General features: G+C 36.5%; 16 protein-coding genes. 3 read left to right on the top strand and 13 right to left on the bottom strand.

What is annotated here, in order from left to right; genetic code table 11:
• The first annotated feature begins 15 nt into the window (after positions 1 to 15).
• Together LOK78_RS03495 and LOK78_RS03500 are read left to right on the top strand one after the other, a co-directional pair.
• Positions 16 to 2,148, top strand: a complete 2,133-nt coding sequence (locus LOK78_RS03495; protein ID WP_232633678.1) for a TonB-dependent receptor plug domain-containing protein — start codon at positions 16 to 18, stop codon at positions 2,146 to 2,148.
• A gap of 13 nt (positions 2,149 to 2,161) precedes the next feature.
• On the top strand, positions 2,162 to 3,253 hold the full coding sequence (locus LOK78_RS03500; protein ID WP_232633679.1) for an HmuY family protein: 1,092 nt from the start codon (positions 2,162 to 2,164) through the stop codon (positions 3,251 to 3,253).
• Between the two features lie 90 nt (positions 3,254 to 3,343).
• Here LOK78_RS03500 and LOK78_RS03505 read toward each other — a convergent pair whose 3' ends face one another.
• The 13 genes from LOK78_RS03505 to LOK78_RS03565 all read right to left on the bottom strand — a co-directional run bounded on the left by LOK78_RS03505 (position 3,344) and on the right by LOK78_RS03565 (position 16,898).
• Positions 3,344 to 3,970: a carbonic anhydrase gene (locus tag LOK78_RS03505; RefSeq protein WP_232393749.1), complete on the bottom strand. Its 627-nt coding sequence runs from the start codon at positions 3,968 to 3,970 to the stop codon at positions 3,344 to 3,346.
• A 55-nt stretch (positions 3,971 to 4,025) separates the two neighbouring features.
• A complete protein-coding gene (locus LOK78_RS03510; RefSeq protein ID WP_232393748.1) occupies positions 4,026 to 4,655 on the bottom strand; it encodes a carbonic anhydrase family protein in 630 nt (209 codons plus the stop codon).
• A 51-nt stretch (positions 4,656 to 4,706) separates the two neighbouring features.
• Positions 4,707 to 6,299 (bottom strand): SulP family inorganic anion transporter, encoded by a 1,593-nt coding sequence (locus LOK78_RS03515; protein WP_232633681.1) that lies wholly within the window; start codon positions 6,297 to 6,299, stop codon positions 4,707 to 4,709.
• 70 nt (positions 6,300 to 6,369) lie between these two features.
• Positions 6,370 to 6,672: a hypothetical protein gene (locus LOK78_RS03520; protein ID WP_232633682.1), complete on the bottom strand. Its 303-nt coding sequence runs from the start codon at positions 6,670 to 6,672 to the stop codon at positions 6,370 to 6,372.
• 66 nt (positions 6,673 to 6,738) lie between these two features.
• Positions 6,739 to 7,503: a tetratricopeptide repeat protein gene (locus tag LOK78_RS03525; protein WP_232633683.1), complete on the bottom strand. Its 765-nt coding sequence runs from the start codon at positions 7,501 to 7,503 to the stop codon at positions 6,739 to 6,741.
• Positions 7,504 to 7,505: 2 nt separating this feature from the next.
• Positions 7,506 to 9,284, bottom strand: coding sequence for a BatD family protein (locus LOK78_RS03530; RefSeq protein WP_232633685.1), 1,779 nt, complete (start codon positions 9,282 to 9,284; stop codon positions 7,506 to 7,508).
• A gap of 26 nt (positions 9,285 to 9,310) precedes the next feature.
• On the bottom strand, positions 9,311 to 10,186 hold the full coding sequence (locus LOK78_RS03535; protein WP_232633688.1) for a tetratricopeptide repeat protein: 876 nt from the start codon (positions 10,184 to 10,186) through the stop codon (positions 9,311 to 9,313).
• Between the two features lie 89 nt (positions 10,187 to 10,275).
• Positions 10,276 to 11,313, bottom strand: a complete 1,038-nt coding sequence (locus tag LOK78_RS03540; protein WP_166956979.1) for a VWA domain-containing protein — start codon at positions 11,311 to 11,313, stop codon at positions 10,276 to 10,278.
• The gene (locus LOK78_RS03545) at positions 11,314 to 12,318 is read right to left on the bottom strand and encodes a vWA domain-containing protein (protein WP_232393847.1); all 1,005 of its coding nucleotides are present in this window, start codon (positions 12,316 to 12,318) and stop codon (positions 11,314 to 11,316) included.
• A complete protein-coding gene (locus LOK78_RS03550; RefSeq protein WP_232633690.1) occupies positions 12,318 to 14,003 on the bottom strand; it encodes a BatD family protein in 1,686 nt (561 codons plus the stop codon). Before LOK78_RS03550 ends, LOK78_RS03545 begins: the two co-directional genes overlap by 1 nt.
• A 1-nt stretch (position 14,004) precedes the next feature.
• Positions 14,005 to 14,871, bottom strand: coding sequence for a DUF58 domain-containing protein (locus LOK78_RS03555; RefSeq protein WP_053970912.1), 867 nt, complete (start codon positions 14,869 to 14,871; stop codon positions 14,005 to 14,007).
• Positions 14,872 to 14,936: 65 nt separating this feature from the next.
• A complete protein-coding gene (locus LOK78_RS03560) occupies positions 14,937 to 15,941 on the bottom strand; it encodes an AAA family ATPase (protein ID WP_197276708.1) in 1,005 nt (334 codons plus the stop codon).
• A gap of 147 nt (positions 15,942 to 16,088) precedes the next feature.
• Positions 16,089 to 16,898, bottom strand: coding sequence for a DUF4382 domain-containing protein (locus LOK78_RS03565; protein WP_232633691.1), 810 nt, complete (start codon positions 16,896 to 16,898; stop codon positions 16,089 to 16,091).
• A 307-nt stretch (positions 16,899 to 17,205) separates the two neighbouring features.
• Between LOK78_RS03565 and LOK78_RS03570 the strand changes: the two genes are divergently transcribed.
• Positions 17,206 to 17,958, top strand: a complete 753-nt coding sequence (locus tag LOK78_RS03570; RefSeq protein ID WP_232633692.1) for an SDR family NAD(P)-dependent oxidoreductase — start codon at positions 17,206 to 17,208, stop codon at positions 17,956 to 17,958.
• The last annotated feature ends 20 nt before the right edge of the window (positions 17,959 to 17,978 follow it).

Genomic DNA, 17,978 nt, shown 5'->3' on the forward strand with positions numbered 1-17,978 from the left:
CAAATCTAATCAAGAATGAGTCTAAATAAAAATAAAAACGTCATTTATTTTATTCTTTTTTTGAGCAACTTTACCTTCTCCCAAGAGGTCAAACAAGACTCAACCCTTACGGAACAATTGACTGAAGTGGTGGTTACGGGCCAATACAATCCGCAATCCATAAAAAAATCGGTTCATAATGTCATAGTTATCAAACGTGAACAAATAGACAATCAGGCAGCCAATAATTTAGCAGACCTACTCAACTTTAACTTGAACCTTACCATTCTTCCCAATTCCCAATCTGGAAAATCAACTATTTCTTTTTTCGGTCTGGATTCCCAATACTTCAACATATTGGTAGATAATATTCCTTTGGTTAGTGATAACGGACTTGGGAACAATATAGATCTTACACAAATCAATTTGGATGACATTGAACGCATTGAAATTGTTGAAGGTGCTATGGGTGTGGAATACGGAGCCAACGCTGTTTCTGGAGTAATTAACATAATCACTAAAAAATCCATTGACAGCAACTGGAAGCTGGAAGCTCTCTTGCAAGAAGAAACTGTAGGCGATGAATACGCTTGGTTTGATAAGGGCAGACATATTCAAGGCTTAAACTTAGCTCATAATTTTTCAAACAAATGGTTTGGAAAATTAGGATTCAACCGCAATCAATTTGCTGGTTATTTAAATAATAACCAAGGAAAGAAACATTATATCAACGATAGTTTACGAGGTTATGAATGGTTGCCCAAAACACAATGGACTGGTAACGCTATGATTAATTACCGAACAGAAAAATTCAACTTGAATTACAAGTTTGAGTATTTCAATGAAATCCTGAACTACTATGACCGAGCTGTAAGATCTAACATAGATGTTGAAACTCAAACCAGCAATCCATCAGCTTCGGATAAGATTTTCAGGACCAATAGATGGGTTAACAACCTCAATATTAATGGAAGCTTGGAATCTGGTATCAACTATGATGCTTCCTTTTCATTTCAACAACAAGAAAGAGATCTTAACGAATTTAACTACTACATCCTTACCGAAGAAAAAACGGATGAAACCAATGAAACCTACCAATCTAGCAAGGTGATTTTCTCTAAAGGAGCTGTCAATAATTTGATAAAAAGTGAGGATTTCAATTTTCAATTGGGTTATGAAACTAGATATATTGAAGGGTTTGACACCCAAGCTTCTGGGGACTATACACAACAAGACAAAACACATACTCAAGGTAATTATGGCTTATTTGGTTCGTCGGAATACAATGTAACCCAATCCCTATCGCTAAGACCGGGATTACGCTATGAGTACAACAGCAAATACCACTCGCAACTGACCGGTAGTCTGAGTGCCAGATACTTATTATCCCACGGTTTTCAATTACGAGCAAATGTGGGCACTTCTTACAGAACCCCAAATTTTGAAGAACTCTATTACTACTTTGTCGATTCCAACCACGATGTAAGAGGCAATGAAAACCTAAAACCAGAAAACGGAATTACAGCTTTTATCAATCTTAAAAAGAACAGTTATCTAGGTGACATGTCTTTGTTGAATTCCTTGAAATTAAGTTATATAGATGTTCAAGATAAAATTGACTTGGCGGTTGTAAACACTCTGCCTCTTCAATATCAATACATTAATATTGATGCCTACAAACTATGGGGAATCACCTCAGACAATGCTATTAATACAGAGCGATGGACTTTAAAACTGGGTGCCACCCTCCAGGGTATTTCCCGCATTAACAATAATGAAGTTAATGGCAATGATGACTTTTTATATGCTTACCAGGTGAATACTAGCAGTACCTATCACCTTAAGGAGTGGAATACTTTTGTAACCATGCTTTTCAAATACCAAGGACCACAACAAACCTACATAGCCTCTGGCGAAGATGACAACGGAAATTCCCTTTATTTAAAGCAAACCACCAATGGTTATGGGTGGTTGGATGCCTCTTTAAAAAAATCGGTTATTAACGATGCCCTAACACTTACTTTGGGAGCCAGAAATCTTTTGGATATAACCTCGGTAGATATCAGCAATTCTGCTTCGGGAGGGACACATTCTGGTGGAAATCAATCCCTGCTATTGGGTTATGGATGCTCCTATTATTTAAAACTTTTATACAATCTGAATATTTAAAATCAAAACCATTATGATCAACAAATTTTTTTCTGTTTTATGTATAACTACCGTCTTGGGTTTTACAAGTTGTAGCAGTGAAGACGACACGCCCACTGGTCCCATTAATATTATAATTGAGGGTGCCAATGTCACTCCAGAAATAGGCGGACCGAATCAACAAAACCAAGTATATATAGATTTAAGTACTAATACAACTACAAGCATCCAACGTGATTCTTGGGATTTGGGATTTTACTCTGGTGATAGCTTTAGAGTAGCTATCAACGGTTCTATTTATATGGCTGCTGCCGCCCTTACTACCACTGATATTGATGTAGTTACCTCAAGTGACCAGGAGGTACAGGAACTGCAACCTTTTGCTGCGGTTGGAACCTTTCAAAGCGAGAGTGCTGCCTTTGTCGATGCTCCTAACGGAGATATCTCTGGGACTGCAATGGCAGAGATTTCTGAAAATGATTCTGATAACAAAGTATACCTATTGAATTTAGGATATGAAGTTGGTACCGACACACCTGAAACTGGAAGCATTTCTGTGACGGGAGAAAGCCGGGGATGGATGAAAATCCGTGTGTTGAAAGATGGAAACAATTATATTTTGCAATATGCTGAATTGGATGCTACTTCTCATCAAGAAGTAACTATTTCAAAAAATAGTAATTATAACTTCACTTTCTTTAGTTTCAATACAAACAGTGAAGTTAACATCGAACCAACCTCAACAAACTGGGATCTAAACTTTACCGTCTTTACCAATTTAATTGAAAATTATGGGGCCTATGGGTACTCAGATTTTGTGGTGAATAATTCAAAAGCTAATGTTGGTGTATATATGATTGATACTGAAGAAGAAACTGACATGACTTACAACACGTTTGCTTTATCTAATGTGGTGGAAAATAATTTCGTTTACAACGACCAAAGAGCAATAGGAAGTAGCTGGAGAAATGGTGGCGGTCCAGGAACTCAACCTTCACTAAAGGATCATGTTTTTTATATTGTCAAAGATACCGATGGCAACCTTTACAAGCTTAAATTTTTAGCTATGTCTAACGAATCAGGAGAACGTGGCTATCCAGAATTTGTTTACAGTTTATTGCAATAAAACCCTTTATATTTGAAGGTAAAGTTAGTTTTTAGGTCAAAAAGCCATTGCAAATGCCATGGCTTTTTAGATTTACTATTAACTGAATATTTAATCTAAATGATAAATTTGTCTAATTGTTTCTAGAATAGATTCAAAATCAATCTTTAAATCAATGAGCTTGCCCGAATGAACATCAAAAACCCAACCATGAACCTTTAATCCTCGCTCTCTAACAGCCTTTTGTATAGCGGCAGTTTTAATTAAATTTACGCATTGTTCTTGAACATTCAACTCTACCAACCTATCATACCTTTCATCTTCATTTGAAATATCATTCAATTCTATTGAATGTAAACGATAAACATCCCTTATGCTTCGCAACCACGGGTTTAATAATCCCAGGTCTTCCGATAACATGGCTGCTTTAACACCGCCACAGGCATAATGCCCACAAACGACCACATCTGCCACCTTGAGATGATTAACAGCATACTCTATCACAGACATGGCATTTAAATCGGTTGCAATAACCATGTTGGCTATATTACGATGGACAAAAGCTTCTCCTGGCTCTAAACCCATAAGTCCTTCAACATCAACCCGACTGTCTGAGCAACCTATATAAAGAAATTGCGGACTTTGACCTGCGCCCAATTTATTAAAATAATCCTTGTCCTTAGACAATTTCTCTCGGATCCATATTTCGTTATTTTCGAATACTCTATTTAAGTCCATGTGTTACATTAAAAGTACTAAATCATTAATTTTTTAAAATCGCTATGTTCTGTTTCTATTCAAAAAATGTAACTGCTCCCGTATTAATATCATACATGGCTCCAATGATCTTAATTTCTCCATTTTTTTCCATTTCATTCAAAATAGGACTTTCAGCATGTATTCTTTCAATGGTTAAATGAACATTTTTCTCTGAAACTGAATCCACAAACTCAAGATTTTTAGAGGTTCTCATACTTTCTTCAGAAGGTTCTTTCACTGCCTTCACAGCCGGAGTGATTTTTTCAATCAGCTTGGTTAAATTTCCCATTTCAGCATGGTCACAGGCTCCTTTTACAGCACCGCAGCTGGTATGACCCAAAACCACAATAAGTTTGGTTCCTGCCAATTTACATGCAAACTCCATACTTCCTAAGATATCTTCATTTACAAAATTACCTGCAATTCGTACACTAAAAATATCTCCCAATCCTTGGTCAAAAACCAATTCTGCAGAAACCCTAGAATCAATACAACTCAAAATGGTTGCAAATGGGAATTGTCCTTCACTGGTATCGTTAACTTGCTCCAATAAATTTCTATTGGCTTTTAAGTTATTTTGGAATCTTAAATTTCCTTCTTTTAAGAATTGCAATGACTTTTCTGGAGTCATTGTAGCTTGTGTTTCCTTAGTATGTGCTTTCATAATTTTCTATTTGGATCGTTGGTTTGCTTCTCGATAAAATTTGCGAAACCATTAACTTAAACTTTTACTTGATTTGGGCCGTGTCTTGAAAAACTCCACAAAACTTTCTGGATTTTCAACCACCCCTCTTTTTGAAACTAATTTGATATCTATTCTTCTTTCTTTTGCCTTGTATAGGAAATCTTCTAAAATCTCAATGATGTCCTGATCAAGGTATCTCGTATTTATTAAATCTAACTCGAGATACGTATCTTTTGGAAGGTTTTCCAATTCTTTTAGGATAGCCCCTTTATTAAAAAAGGTGACCTCCTCAGCAAGAGTCATTTTTATTTTGTGACGATCATTACTTCTATCTTCAATATGTAAGAAATGAGAGTTCTGATAACTTTTGATCAAAATGATAATAATTCCAACACCTAAGCCCAAACTAATTCCAACAAGGAGATCAGTAAATACGATTCCCACCACCGTCACAAAAAAGGGCACATATTGTTTCCACCCCATCTTAACCATTTTCTTGAACAAACTTGGTTTAGCCAATTTATAGCCTACTACCAATAAGATGGCTGCTAAAACTGATAAAGGTATTTTGTTTAATAACCTTGGGATAAGAATCACTGAAATTAATAAAAGGAAGCCATGTATAATGGCTGATAATTTCGACTTTCCACCAGATTGTATATTTGCAGAACTTCTCACGATAACCTGTGTTATAGGCAAACCACCTATTAAACCAGAGATGATATTTCCGGTACCTTGAGCGAGTAATTCACGATTGGTTGGTGTTACGTTTTTGTCTGGATCCAATTTATCTGTTGCTTCCACACACAACAAAGTTTCCAAACTGGCTACCAAAGCCATGGTAAAACCAACCAACCAAACTTCTGAGTTAGTTATCGCTGAAAAATTAGGGAAACTAAACTGACCTAAAAATGAATTCAAATCATCTGGAATAGGCACCGAAACGAGATGTGATGAATCTATGGACAGAGACTCATGGGATTGAGTTAAAATAAAATATACTATTCCTAATACTACGGCTACCAAGGGGCCTTGTAAAATCTTAAAAAATTTACCCTTTTTAGCCAAGATGTTATCCCAGAACAAAATGACTAATAACCCCAAAATTCCTATTAAAGTTGCACCGAGAGAAATATTATCGGCTACATGAAAGATGGCTGAAAACGTATTTTCTCCACTGGCTTCTATAAAACTATCAGCTCCTTCAGGTTCAGCATCATATCCAAAAAAATGAGGGATTTGTTTTAATATTATGATAATTCCTATTCCCGTGAGCATCCCCTTAATAACAGAGGAAGGGAAATAATACCCTATAATTCCTGCTTTAAGGAATCCTAAAATAATTTGAATAATTCCAGCCAAAACAACGGCTACTAAAAAATTTTGGTAGCCCCCTAATGACCCAATAGCTGTTAGTACAATAGCAGCTAAACCTGCTGCTGGACCACTAACACCAATATTAGACCCACTTATAGCCCCTACAACTATACCGCCTACAATTCCTGCAATTAATCCGGAAAAAAGAGGAGCCCCACTAGCCAAAGCTATACCTAAACACAAGGGTAAGGCTACAAAAAATACTACAATACTTGCCGGCAAGTCACTTTTAATTGTTTTAAACATACTATGCTATTTTAGATGTTAAATAATAACTATGTATTTAACTTTTTAGAAAAGTTAACGAAAAATAAAACTAATGCAAGTGCTTCTCGGGAGGGGGGTAAATATTTTCTTGACTTAGAGGTGTATACGCCTTTTGGTAAAACACTATAAGGTCTGAGTCCTCTTGAAATACTGAGTTTAAGTGGCTGTAATTACTCTCTAAAAATTTAACTTCTAAATGTTTCGCAATTTCCTTTTGGATGTTCTCTTCCTCGTTCAAATTATAAAACACGGTGACATCATAACCATCATCAATTATGGAGAGAATTGTCGGCCCTGTTAAAAATGTAACAAAAACCACAAAAAAGAATGTAGAAACCAGCCGTTTAAACATTTGTATAAATTATTCTTATACAAATATAAGGTTTGCCAATTAATAAATTTGAGAATTAAGCTAAAACTAAAGGGCTTTCAAATCTCCTGCAATGATCCAACCCGTTTTTCCATCGGCTAATTTGATTCGCTTCCAATTATTAACGGTATCCAAGATTTGAACCTTGGTACCTTCATGTAACAAGAACACCTCATTACTTCTTAAATTGGGCTCGCTTTTCACCTGGGTTTCTTGTGCAAAAACAATGGCAGGTTGGTCCTTGGCGTCCAGTCCCGATTTACTAAAAGCAAAAAACAGCATAGTAAGACTGACTCCAAAGGAACAAAGACTCAATACAAAGGAAATCCTTTTTTTTCCTGTAGAATAAGTAAAATAATAAGTTAAAAAGAATAGAACAAAAAGAATCATGAATCCTATTGATATCATACCCCAAGTATTATATGAAAAGGTATTAACAATGGATTTCATAAATCTTGAAAAACCTACTTCTGGCACCTTTTCAATGGCATCAATGGTCATATTCCTTGCAAACCCGACATTGTTATTAATGTCATTATCATTGGGTTTTAATTGTAATGCCTTTTCGTAGTAATAAATACTGGGTGCTATATGATTTAATTTGTAATGGGCATTGGCTAAATTGAAATAGACTTCTGCCGAATGCTTCCCATTTTCTAATATCTTCTGATATTTAGTTATCGCTGCTTGGTACTCCCCATCATTGTAAAGTTTATTTCCTTGCTTAAAAAGAGAATCGTTTTGCGAATACGCTAAGACTCCAGCTACAAAAAATAAACTTAAAAACAAATATAACTTCATCAATCCTTTCATCCTTATCGCATTTGTTTATCAACCAAATTAATAGTCTCAGCCGCCTTTTGATAATCCTGCTGCATTTCAACCTGTGTTATGGGCGTATATCTTGCCAATTCACAGTTATGTAAAATCTGCATAAAGCTTAAAACAGTTGGTTCTTCTACACCTTTTTCCTGCAACAGAGCTTGAATTTTTTCTTTACTCATATCACTGGTTTCAATACTCAATTTTGCTTTTAGGTAATTATGTAAAGCTTTTTCCAGAGCAATGTAAAATGCTTCTTTATTACCAAGAGATTTTTTGGCTTCTCCCAAATACCGTTTGGCCAATTTATCTGCTTGTCTCAAGCGATTTCCTACCACATCGGCACGACGCTCATCGGCTTTCCGTCTAAACACTATAGCCAATGGAATGGCCAATAAAGGCGCTAACAATAATGCCCAAAAACCATTCGAGCCAAAAAAATCATCCCCTTCAATTGGGCTTAAACTTGTATCTGTCTTTATAAAAGCTAAGTGATTTCCTTTTGTTTTTACTTCCTGTTTGTTGGCATTAACAGATGTAATCGCATTATCAGAAGAAGAATTATTAGTTGGTCCATCAATCACACTAATCAATATTTCACCAGAAGACACCTCCTTATATGATTTTGTTTTTAAGTCAAAATATGAAAAGGAAATACTTGGAATAGGGTACTTTCCTTTGTACTGAGGCACGATGGTATAGGTATCTGAAATGCTTCCGTTCATTCCTAATTTTTCATCTGTCCTAACATTTTCATCATGTTCTGGTTCATACACCTCCAAAGAACTAGGGAAAGTAGGTTTTGGAATTTCAAACAACTTTAGGTTTCCTTTTCCTTTTACCTCTAATTTCGCTCTAAAGGATTCGGAAGCATTCAACTCGGTTTTTGAAGTAACTACTGCAAAATCGAACTCTCCAACAGCTCCGGTGAAATTAGCTGGTTTCCCTTCTTCAGGTAAAGGTTTTACCCTTATGGTTTTACTTCCAGCATAAATGGTTTTATGCACTTGGGTCATTAAACGACTCCCAAAAATATCCCTTCTATTAGTTGGTACCTCAATGGTGATATCCAAGCTTAAAGGTTCGATTTCCAGTTTTCCTAATTTCTGAGGGTATAAAACAGTTTTTCTTAAAACGACATAACGATAAGGTTCTCCTTTATAGGATCCATTTTGAACTTTTGGCACCTTAATATCAATGTTCTGACTCCAGAAGTCACTGTATTTGGGGCTCTCTATTTCACGCCAATTACTAACCCCTGTGTTGGCTGAAACATACAACCTATATTCTACGGTAATGCCTTCATTCAAATAAGGGTCTGTTTTGGAAACCTCGGCCACCAAATGAATATTTTCAGAAGCAATGTAATCTGCATTATTACCATCTTTAGGCTTATCAACAGCCTTGGTAACCTTGACTTTTACTGGTGTTGTTTTATAAATTTCACCATCAATTTCTATAGTTGCTTGTTTGATTGTGAAGGTTCCCAAACCTTTAGGAGCTAAATAAAAACTATAGGTTTTACTGAAAGATTTCTTTCCGTTCACCCAAGAATGACTTACTGCTTGGTTAGGTCCGCCTACAACCATAAAGTTGTCAAAGTTTGGAGGATTGAAATTGTCACCATCCTTGTTCATCTCAAAGTCCACCCTAAGACGTTCATTGACCCCTAAGGCGGTTTTACTTACCTTGGCCTCAAACGTTACTTGAGCTGTAGCAAAGCCAGTAGAAAGTAGAAAAAGTAGAACTGATATGTACTTTAATGTTTTCATGGATTTTGCTTCATTTATCATCTTCATTACCAATCTTTATCTGTTGGGACTTTTACGCCCTTCTGCTTTTCAGCATTCATTTTTTCCTGAACCTTTTGTTCTTGATTATTCATAGCCTCTAGCAGGTTTTTAATTTGCTGAGGAGATAACTGTCCTGGTTGTGGTTGAGGCGGTTTTTGATCCTTTTGATCATCTCCTTTGCCTTCATCTTGTTTATCATCCTTAGGCTGGCCTTCATCATCCTTCTGATCGTCTCCATCTTTCTTTTCTTGGTCACCCTCATCCTTTTGATCTTGATCTTGATCACCTTCTTGGTCTTTATTCTCTTGATCTTGTTGATCCTGATTTTGTTGATCCTGATTTTGATCTTGATTCTGATCTTGATTTTGATCTTGATTTTGGTCCTTATTATCGTCTTGATCTTGATTTTGATCCTGCTGTTGTTTAGCACATTCTTTAGCTAACGCGAGGTTATATCTGGTTTCATCATCCTTAGGATCATTTCTTAAGGCACTTTTAAAGGCTTCTACGGCTTCCTTACACTTTTCATTCTTCATCAAAATATTACCGATATTATGAAATGCTCTGTGCTTTTCCTCCTTTGAAGTCGCCTTTTTTACAGCTTCCTGCAATCTGAAAAGAGCCTCATCCATGTTGCCGTTTTGATAGTAAGAGGTCCCCAGGTTATAGGATGCGGCAACATTGCTGGATTTTTTGGAAATAGCCTTTCTATACTCCATTTCTGCAGCGGTATAATCATCACTTCCTAAATATTCATTACCGTTATAAACCATATCATTAGACTGCTCTAAATCTAAAGCTTCCTTTTTCTCCTGCTCTTTATTTTGAGCCAGCCCAACGGTGGTAAATACTAAAAATATGTAGGTAATAATCCGGTTCATTTAACGTGTCATTTCTTTAATTTAGGCTTTAAATAACAGACGAATATAGCAAACAGATGATTTGATGACAGTTAAAAAATTTATAAAAGTTAAAGGTTTTCATTAAAGAGATTTAAACGTTTTAGCCATTCTGTCTTACGTTCCAAAAGGAAAATATCAATAAAAAGCAATAAAATGGCTGCTGCCAAAAACCATTGAAATTGGTCTTTGAAATCGGCAAATTGTTTCGACTCAAATTCCTTTTTATCCATTTTATTCAATTCGTCAGAAATCTTTTCTACAACCTCAGTTGTATTTTCCCCGTGAATATATTCTCCATTTCCTTCAGATGCAATATTCTTTAGGGTTTCTTCATTTAAACGGGTAATAACAGTTTCCCCATTACTATCTTTTTTATACTCTTGAACGATACCATTTCTTTTAATAGGAATTGGACCTCCCTTTACGTCGCCAACACCTATGGTGAATATGCGTATTCCTTGTTCTGAAGCTTCTTCTGCGGCACGCTCTGCGCCTTCGCCATGATCTTCCCCATCAGAAATGATGATTAAAACCCTGTTGGTTTGGTCTTCGTCATCGTAATAGGTTTTCGCCAGCTCAATAGCTTCATTGATGGCTGTTCCCTGTGACGACATCATATTAGTGTTCATGTTTTGAAGAAACATTTTTGCAGAAGCATAATCAGTCGTTATGGGGAGTTGCGGATAAGCATTCCCGGCATAGGCAATAATTCCGATGCGGTCACTAGCTAAATTATTGATAATTTGAGTAACCAGCTGCTTGGTTTTCAGTAACCTGTTTGGAGCAATGTCTTCTGCCAACATACTTTTTGAAACATCTATAGCAAAAACCACATCTACCCCTTCACGTTTAACTGTTTCTAGTTTGGTGCCAATTTTAGGATTGACCAAAGCAATCACCAAAAAAGCAAAAGCCAAACAAAGCAAAAATAGCTTTAAGGCCGATTTAAATAAAGATTGATTGGGACTTAGTCTCTTAAGTAAAGCCTTATCTGCAAACTTATTCCCTGCTCTTTTTTTCCAAAGTTGCAACAACAAGAAAAACAAAACCAATACTGGTATTACCAGTAAGCCCCAAAACCATATTTTTTCTTCTAATTGAAACATCTACACAAAACTTCTATAAACTGTTATTCTTAATAACCATTCAACCATCAACAACAAAGCAGCCAACAATACCAATGGACGAAACATTTCTTGATAATTATAGAATTTAAACTCTTCTATCTCTGTTTTTTCCAATTTATTGATCTCTTCATAGATCTCTGTTAGCTTTTCATTATTGGTTGCTCTAAAGTACCTTCCGCCAGTTACTTTGGCTATATCTTTTAAAAGTTCTTCATCTATTTCAACCTGTACTCTACCATATTGAAAATTACCATTAGGTAAGATTTGCACAGGTGAAAGCGCCATTCCATTGCTTCCCAATCCTATGGTATATACCTTTATACCATATTCTACCGCCAATTCACTTGCTATTTTTGGATCAATAAAACCGGTATTGTTCACACCATCGGTTAAAAGAATAATAACCTTACTTTGAGCCTTACTATCCTTTAATCGGTTTACTGAAGTGGCCAATCCCATTCCTATAGCTGTCCCCGATTCGATCACCTTGTTGTATTTGATGTCTTCCAAGGAGCGTAAAACAATCGCTTTATCACTTGTAATTGGCGTTTTTGTATAACTCTCACCTGCATATTCCACCAAGCCAATTCGGTCATTCGGTCGCTCCTTTATGAATTGAGCTGCTACACTTTTTAATGCTTCCAATCTGTTTGGTCTCAAATCCTTAGCCAACATACTTGCAGAAACGTCTATCGCCATAACAATATCGATTCCTCGTGTCGTTTTGGTTTTGGTTGAAACATCTACAGTTCTTGGTCTAGCCATAGCCGTAATAACCAGAGCCAAGGCAGCCAACCTTAAAAGAATAAGAATGTGTTTGGTTTTTGGCAACCAGGAATTAGCCACTTTAAAACCTTTCAAACTTGAAATCTTTAACTCTGCTGTTTGCCTTTTATAGGTAAAAATATACCACGCCAATGCTATTGGCAGTAGCAATAGCAACCAAAAAAACTCTTTATTTTGAAACTCAAATCCCTCAAACATCATTCAGGCTTTTTTAATTCAATGGAACCAATTACTCTATTGGCAATCTTCTCGGCATATTCTTGGTTTTGTGGCCAAGTAATCAATATTTGCTGTAATACCGCATTATTCTCAGCTACAAATAAGAACAAAGAATAATTCATTTCTTTCCCCGACACGTTGAATGTCCCATGTACATTCAATCCTTCGGCTCCATTTGGGGTCGTATATTTATCTTGCTTGGTAAGGATATTAGTAGCTCCTTTATCTTCGAATCCCTTCATTATTTTTTCGCCTGCAGCATTCAAGTCAATTTCTGGATTGCTAGGAGTCTGTTGCCCTTGTTGTGGTTGCATCCCCTGTGGCTGCTGTCCTTGATTCTGATTAACGGTCGTACTAACAGACACTCCTAAATCTTCAACCGAACCATAAGTAAAGGTTGTGGTTTTGGTCATGATACTGTCATCTGTATCTTTATCTATCCTTTTTAAAACTTCTGGTGTCGAAATATAAACAGGTGGAACCCCATAAGCACTATCAACCCATTCACCTTCCATAAGCTCCAAATGGCTATTTTGAAACAACTTATCTTTCACGTAACTGAAGCCATACTTCAAACCGAAACCAACAAATATCAAAACAATAAAGGCTCCTATCGCTCCGGCCAAAGTCCATTGTTTTTTACGCTTTAATTTGCGCTCTTGCTCCAGTTTATATTGTTCATCCATGAGCTTTTCTTCTTCAGAAGGCTCTGGAAGGGCTTCTTTAACATGATCAATCTCCAAATCAACAGTTTGCCTATCCAACTTGGCCAATTCCTTATCTGGCTCAGACTTGGCAAATTTCACCAAATCAGCCCTTTTTAAAATGGACTCCAAGTTTTTTATTGTTTCAGCACTTAAATCAATTTGATTCCCATCCTTTAAAAGTCGTAATCTGTTGATCAACTCATCAGTCGTACTTTCTAAGGCGTGGTCATATACTTTTTCATCCAAATAATTCCTGATGGCCAAAGTCAATTCAGAATAATATTGCTTGTATTCCGAATTTTCCAAATACGGACTTTCTTCCAGTTTCTTTAAAGCCAACTTGGCACGATCATAAGGTGGAAGTAAAGCAATTTTCTCTTCTTCGGTCAATGGTTTTTTTCTGAAGAAAAACCAATAAGCCAAAGCACCAAGGACCACAATAACAGCTAGTATAATCAAAAGGGTTTGCAACCAATTACTACTAGGCTTTTTAACCTCAATTAGCGGCTTGATATCATAAAGTCCTTGCTTTGTTGTATCTATTTGAATGTTGTTGACCTCAACTTTTAGGGAATCTGTAAAATAGGATTTACTACCTACAACTATTTTTTGCTTCGGAATGAAATAGGTTCCCGAGTCAAATTGGGTCAACCCATATTTTTTAATTAATTCAAAATTGGCGTCCTTTTTTATGGTGTCCACCGCATAAGACTCAATCATCTCAAGAGGCTTGAAGGATTGCCCTTCTGGGAAAAGAACCAAATCTTCAGGACCACTTTCAACCTTAATTTGATAGGTGATTTGTTCCCCAATTTTAATGGAGGTGGAATCTATGGAGGAGGTAACTTGTCCCATGGTAAACCATGAAGTAAGTACCAATAAAAAAGAAAAAACAGGCTTTAAAACTCGAGCTCGCCTATTTTTAAGATACTTTTTATCCAACCAATCTTTACACATTCTATCCTCTTCTTTTGAAATATCCTAATAATTTTTTCACATAGCTTTCATCGGTTCGGCAACTTAAACTGCCTGCACCAGATTTGGCAAAACTGTCTTTATAATAGTTTACCTTGTCGTGGTAATACGCTTCGTATTGCCTTCTTACCGATTTGGAAGACGTATTTACCAACATCATCTCTCCCGTTTCCCCATCTTGCATTTGAACCATTCCCAGATTAGGAATACTTTCCTCACGCTGGTCATAAACGCGTATCCCTGTAACATCATGGCGCCCAGACACAATCTTTAGGGTACGCTGATAATCATCTGATATAAAATCACTCAAAACAAACACAATGGCCTTCTTTTTCATCACATTGGATAAAAACTTTAAAGCTTCAGAAATATTGGTTTGCTTGCTTTTAGGTTCAAATTCTATGAGTTCCCTGATAATTCTTAAAACGTGAGACCTACCTTTTTTGGGCGGAATGTAAAGTTCAACATCCTCTGAAAATAAAATCAGCCCAATCTTGTCATTGTTCTGGGTAGCAGAAAACGCCAAAGTAGCGGCGATTTCGGTAACGACTTCATTTTTAAATTGCTGACTGGTACCGAACATTTCAGAACCTGAAATATCCACCATTAACATCATGGTTAGTTCACGTTCCTCTTCAAACACCTTCACGTAAGGTTCATTGTATCGTGCCGTCACATTCCAATCAATACTTCTTACATCATCCCCAAATTGATATTGGCGAACTTCAGAAAAAGTCATACCACGACCTTTGAAGGTAGAGTGATATTCCCCCCCAAAAATGTGATCAGACAACCTACGTGTCTTGATTTCTATTTTACGTACCTTTTTAAGTAATTCCTTCGTATCCATAAATTAGTCCTCAAGTTTAAAGCCCTTAATAACTGAAATGAAAAAGACTTGGCTTTAGACTTCCATTAAGGTACCTCTACCTCATTTACTATTTTATTGATAATATCTACAGAAGTAATGTTTTCGGCTTCGGCCTCATAGGTAATACCTATTCTGTGACGCAACACATCATGAACAACAGCTCTTACATCTTCAGGAATCACATAACCACGGTGTTTTAAGAAAGCATAACATTTGGCAGCTGTTGCCAAATTGATACTACCACGCGGAGAGGCCCCGAAGGAGATAAGCGGTTTTAAATCTGAAAGTTTATATTTCTCTGGGAAACGTGTCGCAAAGATGATATCGAGTATATATTTTTCAATTTTCTCATCCATGTAAACCTCACGAACTGCTTGTTGTGCACGTAAGATTTGATCTATTGAAACAACTGCATTTACTTTTTCAAAAGCCCCTTTTAAATTGGCTCTTATAATAAGTTGCTCCTCTGCTTGTAACGGATATTCGATTACAGTTTTCAACATAAAACGGTCTACCTGTGCTTCTGGAAGCGGGTAAGTACCTTCTTGCTCCACAGGGTTTTGTGTTGCCATTACCAAAAATGGCTTGTCCAGTTTAAAAGTTTCGTCACCAATGGTAACCTGTTTTTCCTGCATCGCCTCCAATAAGGCAGACTGTACTTTTGCAGGAGCACGGTTAATCTCATCTGCCAAAACAAAATTGGCAAAAATAGGTCCTTTTTTGATAGAGAAATCATTCTCCTTCATGTTATATATCAAGGTACCTACTACGTCGGCGGGAAGTAAATCTGGTGTAAACTGAATTCTACTAAAGCTAGCATCTACAGCCTGAGACAAGGTATTAATCGCTAGTGTTTTTGCTAATCCAGGAACTCCTTCCAACAGAATGTGTCCCTGACCCAACAAACCTATTAACAACCGTTCAACCATATGCTTTTGACCCACAATGACCTTATTCATTTCATAGGTCAATAAATCTACAAAAGCACTTTCCCTTTCAATTTTCTCATTGATTGATTTGATGTCTATGGTGCCTGTTTCTTCCATCATATTCAAAATTTAAGCCGTATGTTTTTTTGCTCGTTAAAGAGGTGCAAATTGTTAAAATTTTTATTTTGATGCTGTTAAGGTAAGGTTAAAAATAAAAGAGCAGCAAAGGATTGCTGCTCTTTAACATATATTTAAAAGAAACGGATATTACTCTAATACGATAGGGTCTAATTGCGTTGTGCTCCCTACGGCTACCTCAACGTCTTGAATTTCAATTGGTGTCAATAAGGATTCTGGATCTGGTGTTACAGTTACAATGTAAGTACCTCCGGTTAAACCTACCAAAACAAAATTACCGTCTTCATCGGCAAAAGTGGAAACTGTTTCAATACCATTGGTTGCTACAATTTCAGTTTGCACATCATTTTGAATGCTTCCCGCTATGGCTCCAGTGTCAGCTTCTGTAGTCGCTCTGATGACCGGATGTAAATTGATGTTTCCTGAATTACCTGCTTCTACAATAGAATCATCAACGTCAAAATCCAATAAAAAGGTATAGTGGATATTTGGCTCTAATGTATGGTTCACTTGAATTTTCAATCCTGATTGTTGTGCACTAGGCGTATTTAAAGGATGTGATACACCATCAATAACAATAGTATTTTCATCGCCAAGAATCAATCTGATTTGGTTTAAAGTACCAGCCGGAATGGTGTAATCGTCAACTAAAAGCACATTAATACCACCTGTTAGTTCTAATAAGTCATAAATACCAGTATTGATGGCCCCCAAACTTTCCCATCCATCTTCTCCTTCTGATTCATCATTCACTTTGACCATGACATCTAGTACCTCTACAAAAACATGCTCATAGTCTCCGGGCTCATCCATTAGTTTAACAGATATTTGAGATGTACTAGCTTGAGGGGTTGAATCACCGTCATCATCGCTACATCCCAAAAAGGTAAGAGTTAGTATACTTAATAGTGTTAGTGTAAGTTGTTTGAATCGAATCATAAAATTAAATTTGGTTAAACTTCGTTTGAAATAATATACGCACAAATCTTCTTAAAAAGACCTTTTTAAAATGTGAAAGTTTGTTAAACCCCAATGAAAACAGGGTGTTTCAGCCGACATTTTCCAAAAAACAACTCCGTAAGACCAAAAACAAAAGTACCTTTCCTTTAAGACATAGTAAATTCTGAAAATAGAGATATCTGTATTTGGAAATGTTTAAAAATCCTATTTTCCTTTTCCTTCCCTATGCTTTTCAAGCCTGATTTAATTATTTTTATGAGAAATTAAACGATCTATTAATAACAACATGACCAAAACTGCATTAATTACTGGTGCAACCAGTGGCATAGGGTGGGCTACAGCTGTCGAATTTGCTAAAAAAGGCATTCAACTTATTCTTTGTGGAAGAAGACAAGACAGACTAGATGAATTAAAAACGGAATTGTCGCCTCTTGTACCCGTAACAACCCTAAATTTTGACGTGAGAGACAAAGACGAAGTCTTTAAAGCTATTGACTCTCTACCAAACTCCTTTAAAACGATTGATATCCTAATTAATAATGCTGGAAATGCCCATGGGCTAGACCCCATAGATGAAGGATCTCTTGACGACTGGGATGCAATGATGGATATCAATGTCAAAGGACTATTATATATAAGTAAAGCTATTATTCCCTCTATGCGAGACAGACAATCTGGACATATCATAAATATTGGTTCTTCGGCTGGAAAAGAAGTATATCCTAAGGGCAATGTCTATTGCGGCAGTAAGCATGCTGTACTAGCTATCACAGAAGGTATGCGTATTGATTTGAATACGTATGGCATCAAAGTAGGGGCTATCAATCCTGGATTGGTTGAAACCGAGTTTTCCAAGGTTCGATTTAAAGGTGGCTCACAAGCCGATAATGTTTATAAAGGTTATAAAGCGCTTCAAGCGGAGGATATTGCCGAAGCGATATATTTTGCTGTCTCCAGACCTCCTCATGTGAATATTGCAGACATGCTTATTTTTCCAACAGCTCAAGCCTCATCAACCATATTAAAAAAGGAAGTATAATTAAATCTTCCCCATCTTTA

Source organism: Mangrovimonas futianensis, assembly GCF_021245805.1.
Taxonomy (GTDB): Bacteria; Bacteroidota; Bacteroidia; order Flavobacteriales; family Flavobacteriaceae; genus Mangrovimonas; species Mangrovimonas futianensis.

Bases quoted from the DNA above. Each gene is read 5' to 3' on its own strand.
- LOK78_RS03515 (WP_232633681.1), bottom strand. From the start codon at position 6,299: ATGTTTAAAACAATTAAAAGTGACTTGCCGGCAAGTATTGTAGTATTT.
- LOK78_RS03565 (WP_232633691.1), bottom strand. From the start codon at position 16,898: ATGATTCGATTCAAACAACTTACACTAACACTATTAAGTATACTAACT.
- LOK78_RS03540 (WP_166956979.1), bottom strand. From the start codon at position 11,313: ATGTTTCAATTAGAAGAAAAAATATGGTTTTGGGGCTTACTGGTAATA.
- LOK78_RS03510 (WP_232393748.1), bottom strand. From the start codon at position 4,655: ATGAAAGCACATACTAAGGAAACACAAGCTACAATGACTCCAGAAAAG.
- LOK78_RS03530 (WP_232633685.1), bottom strand. From the start codon at position 9,284: ATGAAAACATTAAAGTACATATCAGTTCTACTTTTTCTACTTTCTACT.
- LOK78_RS03495 (WP_232633678.1), top strand. From the start codon at position 16: ATGAGTCTAAATAAAAATAAAAACGTCATTTATTTTATTCTTTTTTTG.
- LOK78_RS03505 (WP_232393749.1), bottom strand. From the start codon at position 3,970: ATGGACTTAAATAGAGTATTCGAAAATAACGAAATATGGATCCGAGAG.
- LOK78_RS03500 (WP_232633679.1), top strand. From the start codon at position 2,162: ATGATCAACAAATTTTTTTCTGTTTTATGTATAACTACCGTCTTGGGT.
- LOK78_RS03550 (WP_232633690.1), bottom strand. From the start codon at position 14,003: ATGTGTAAAGATTGGTTGGATAAAAAGTATCTTAAAAATAGGCGAGCT.
- LOK78_RS03555 (WP_053970912.1), bottom strand. From the start codon at position 14,871: ATGGATACGAAGGAATTACTTAAAAAGGTACGTAAAATAGAAATCAAG.
- LOK78_RS03560 (WP_197276708.1), bottom strand. From the start codon at position 15,941: ATGATGGAAGAAACAGGCACCATAGACATCAAATCAATCAATGAGAAA.
- LOK78_RS03545 (WP_232393847.1), bottom strand. From the start codon at position 12,318: ATGTTTGAGGGATTTGAGTTTCAAAATAAAGAGTTTTTTTGGTTGCTA.
- LOK78_RS03535 (WP_232633688.1), bottom strand. From the start codon at position 10,186: ATGAACCGGATTATTACCTACATATTTTTAGTATTTACCACCGTTGGG.
- LOK78_RS03520 (WP_232633682.1), bottom strand. From the start codon at position 6,672: ATGTTTAAACGGCTGGTTTCTACATTCTTTTTTGTGGTTTTTGTTACA.
- LOK78_RS03570 (WP_232633692.1), top strand. From the start codon at position 17,206: ATGACCAAAACTGCATTAATTACTGGTGCAACCAGTGGCATAGGGTGG.
- LOK78_RS03525 (WP_232633683.1), bottom strand. From the start codon at position 7,503: ATGAAAGGATTGATGAAGTTATATTTGTTTTTAAGTTTATTTTTTGTA.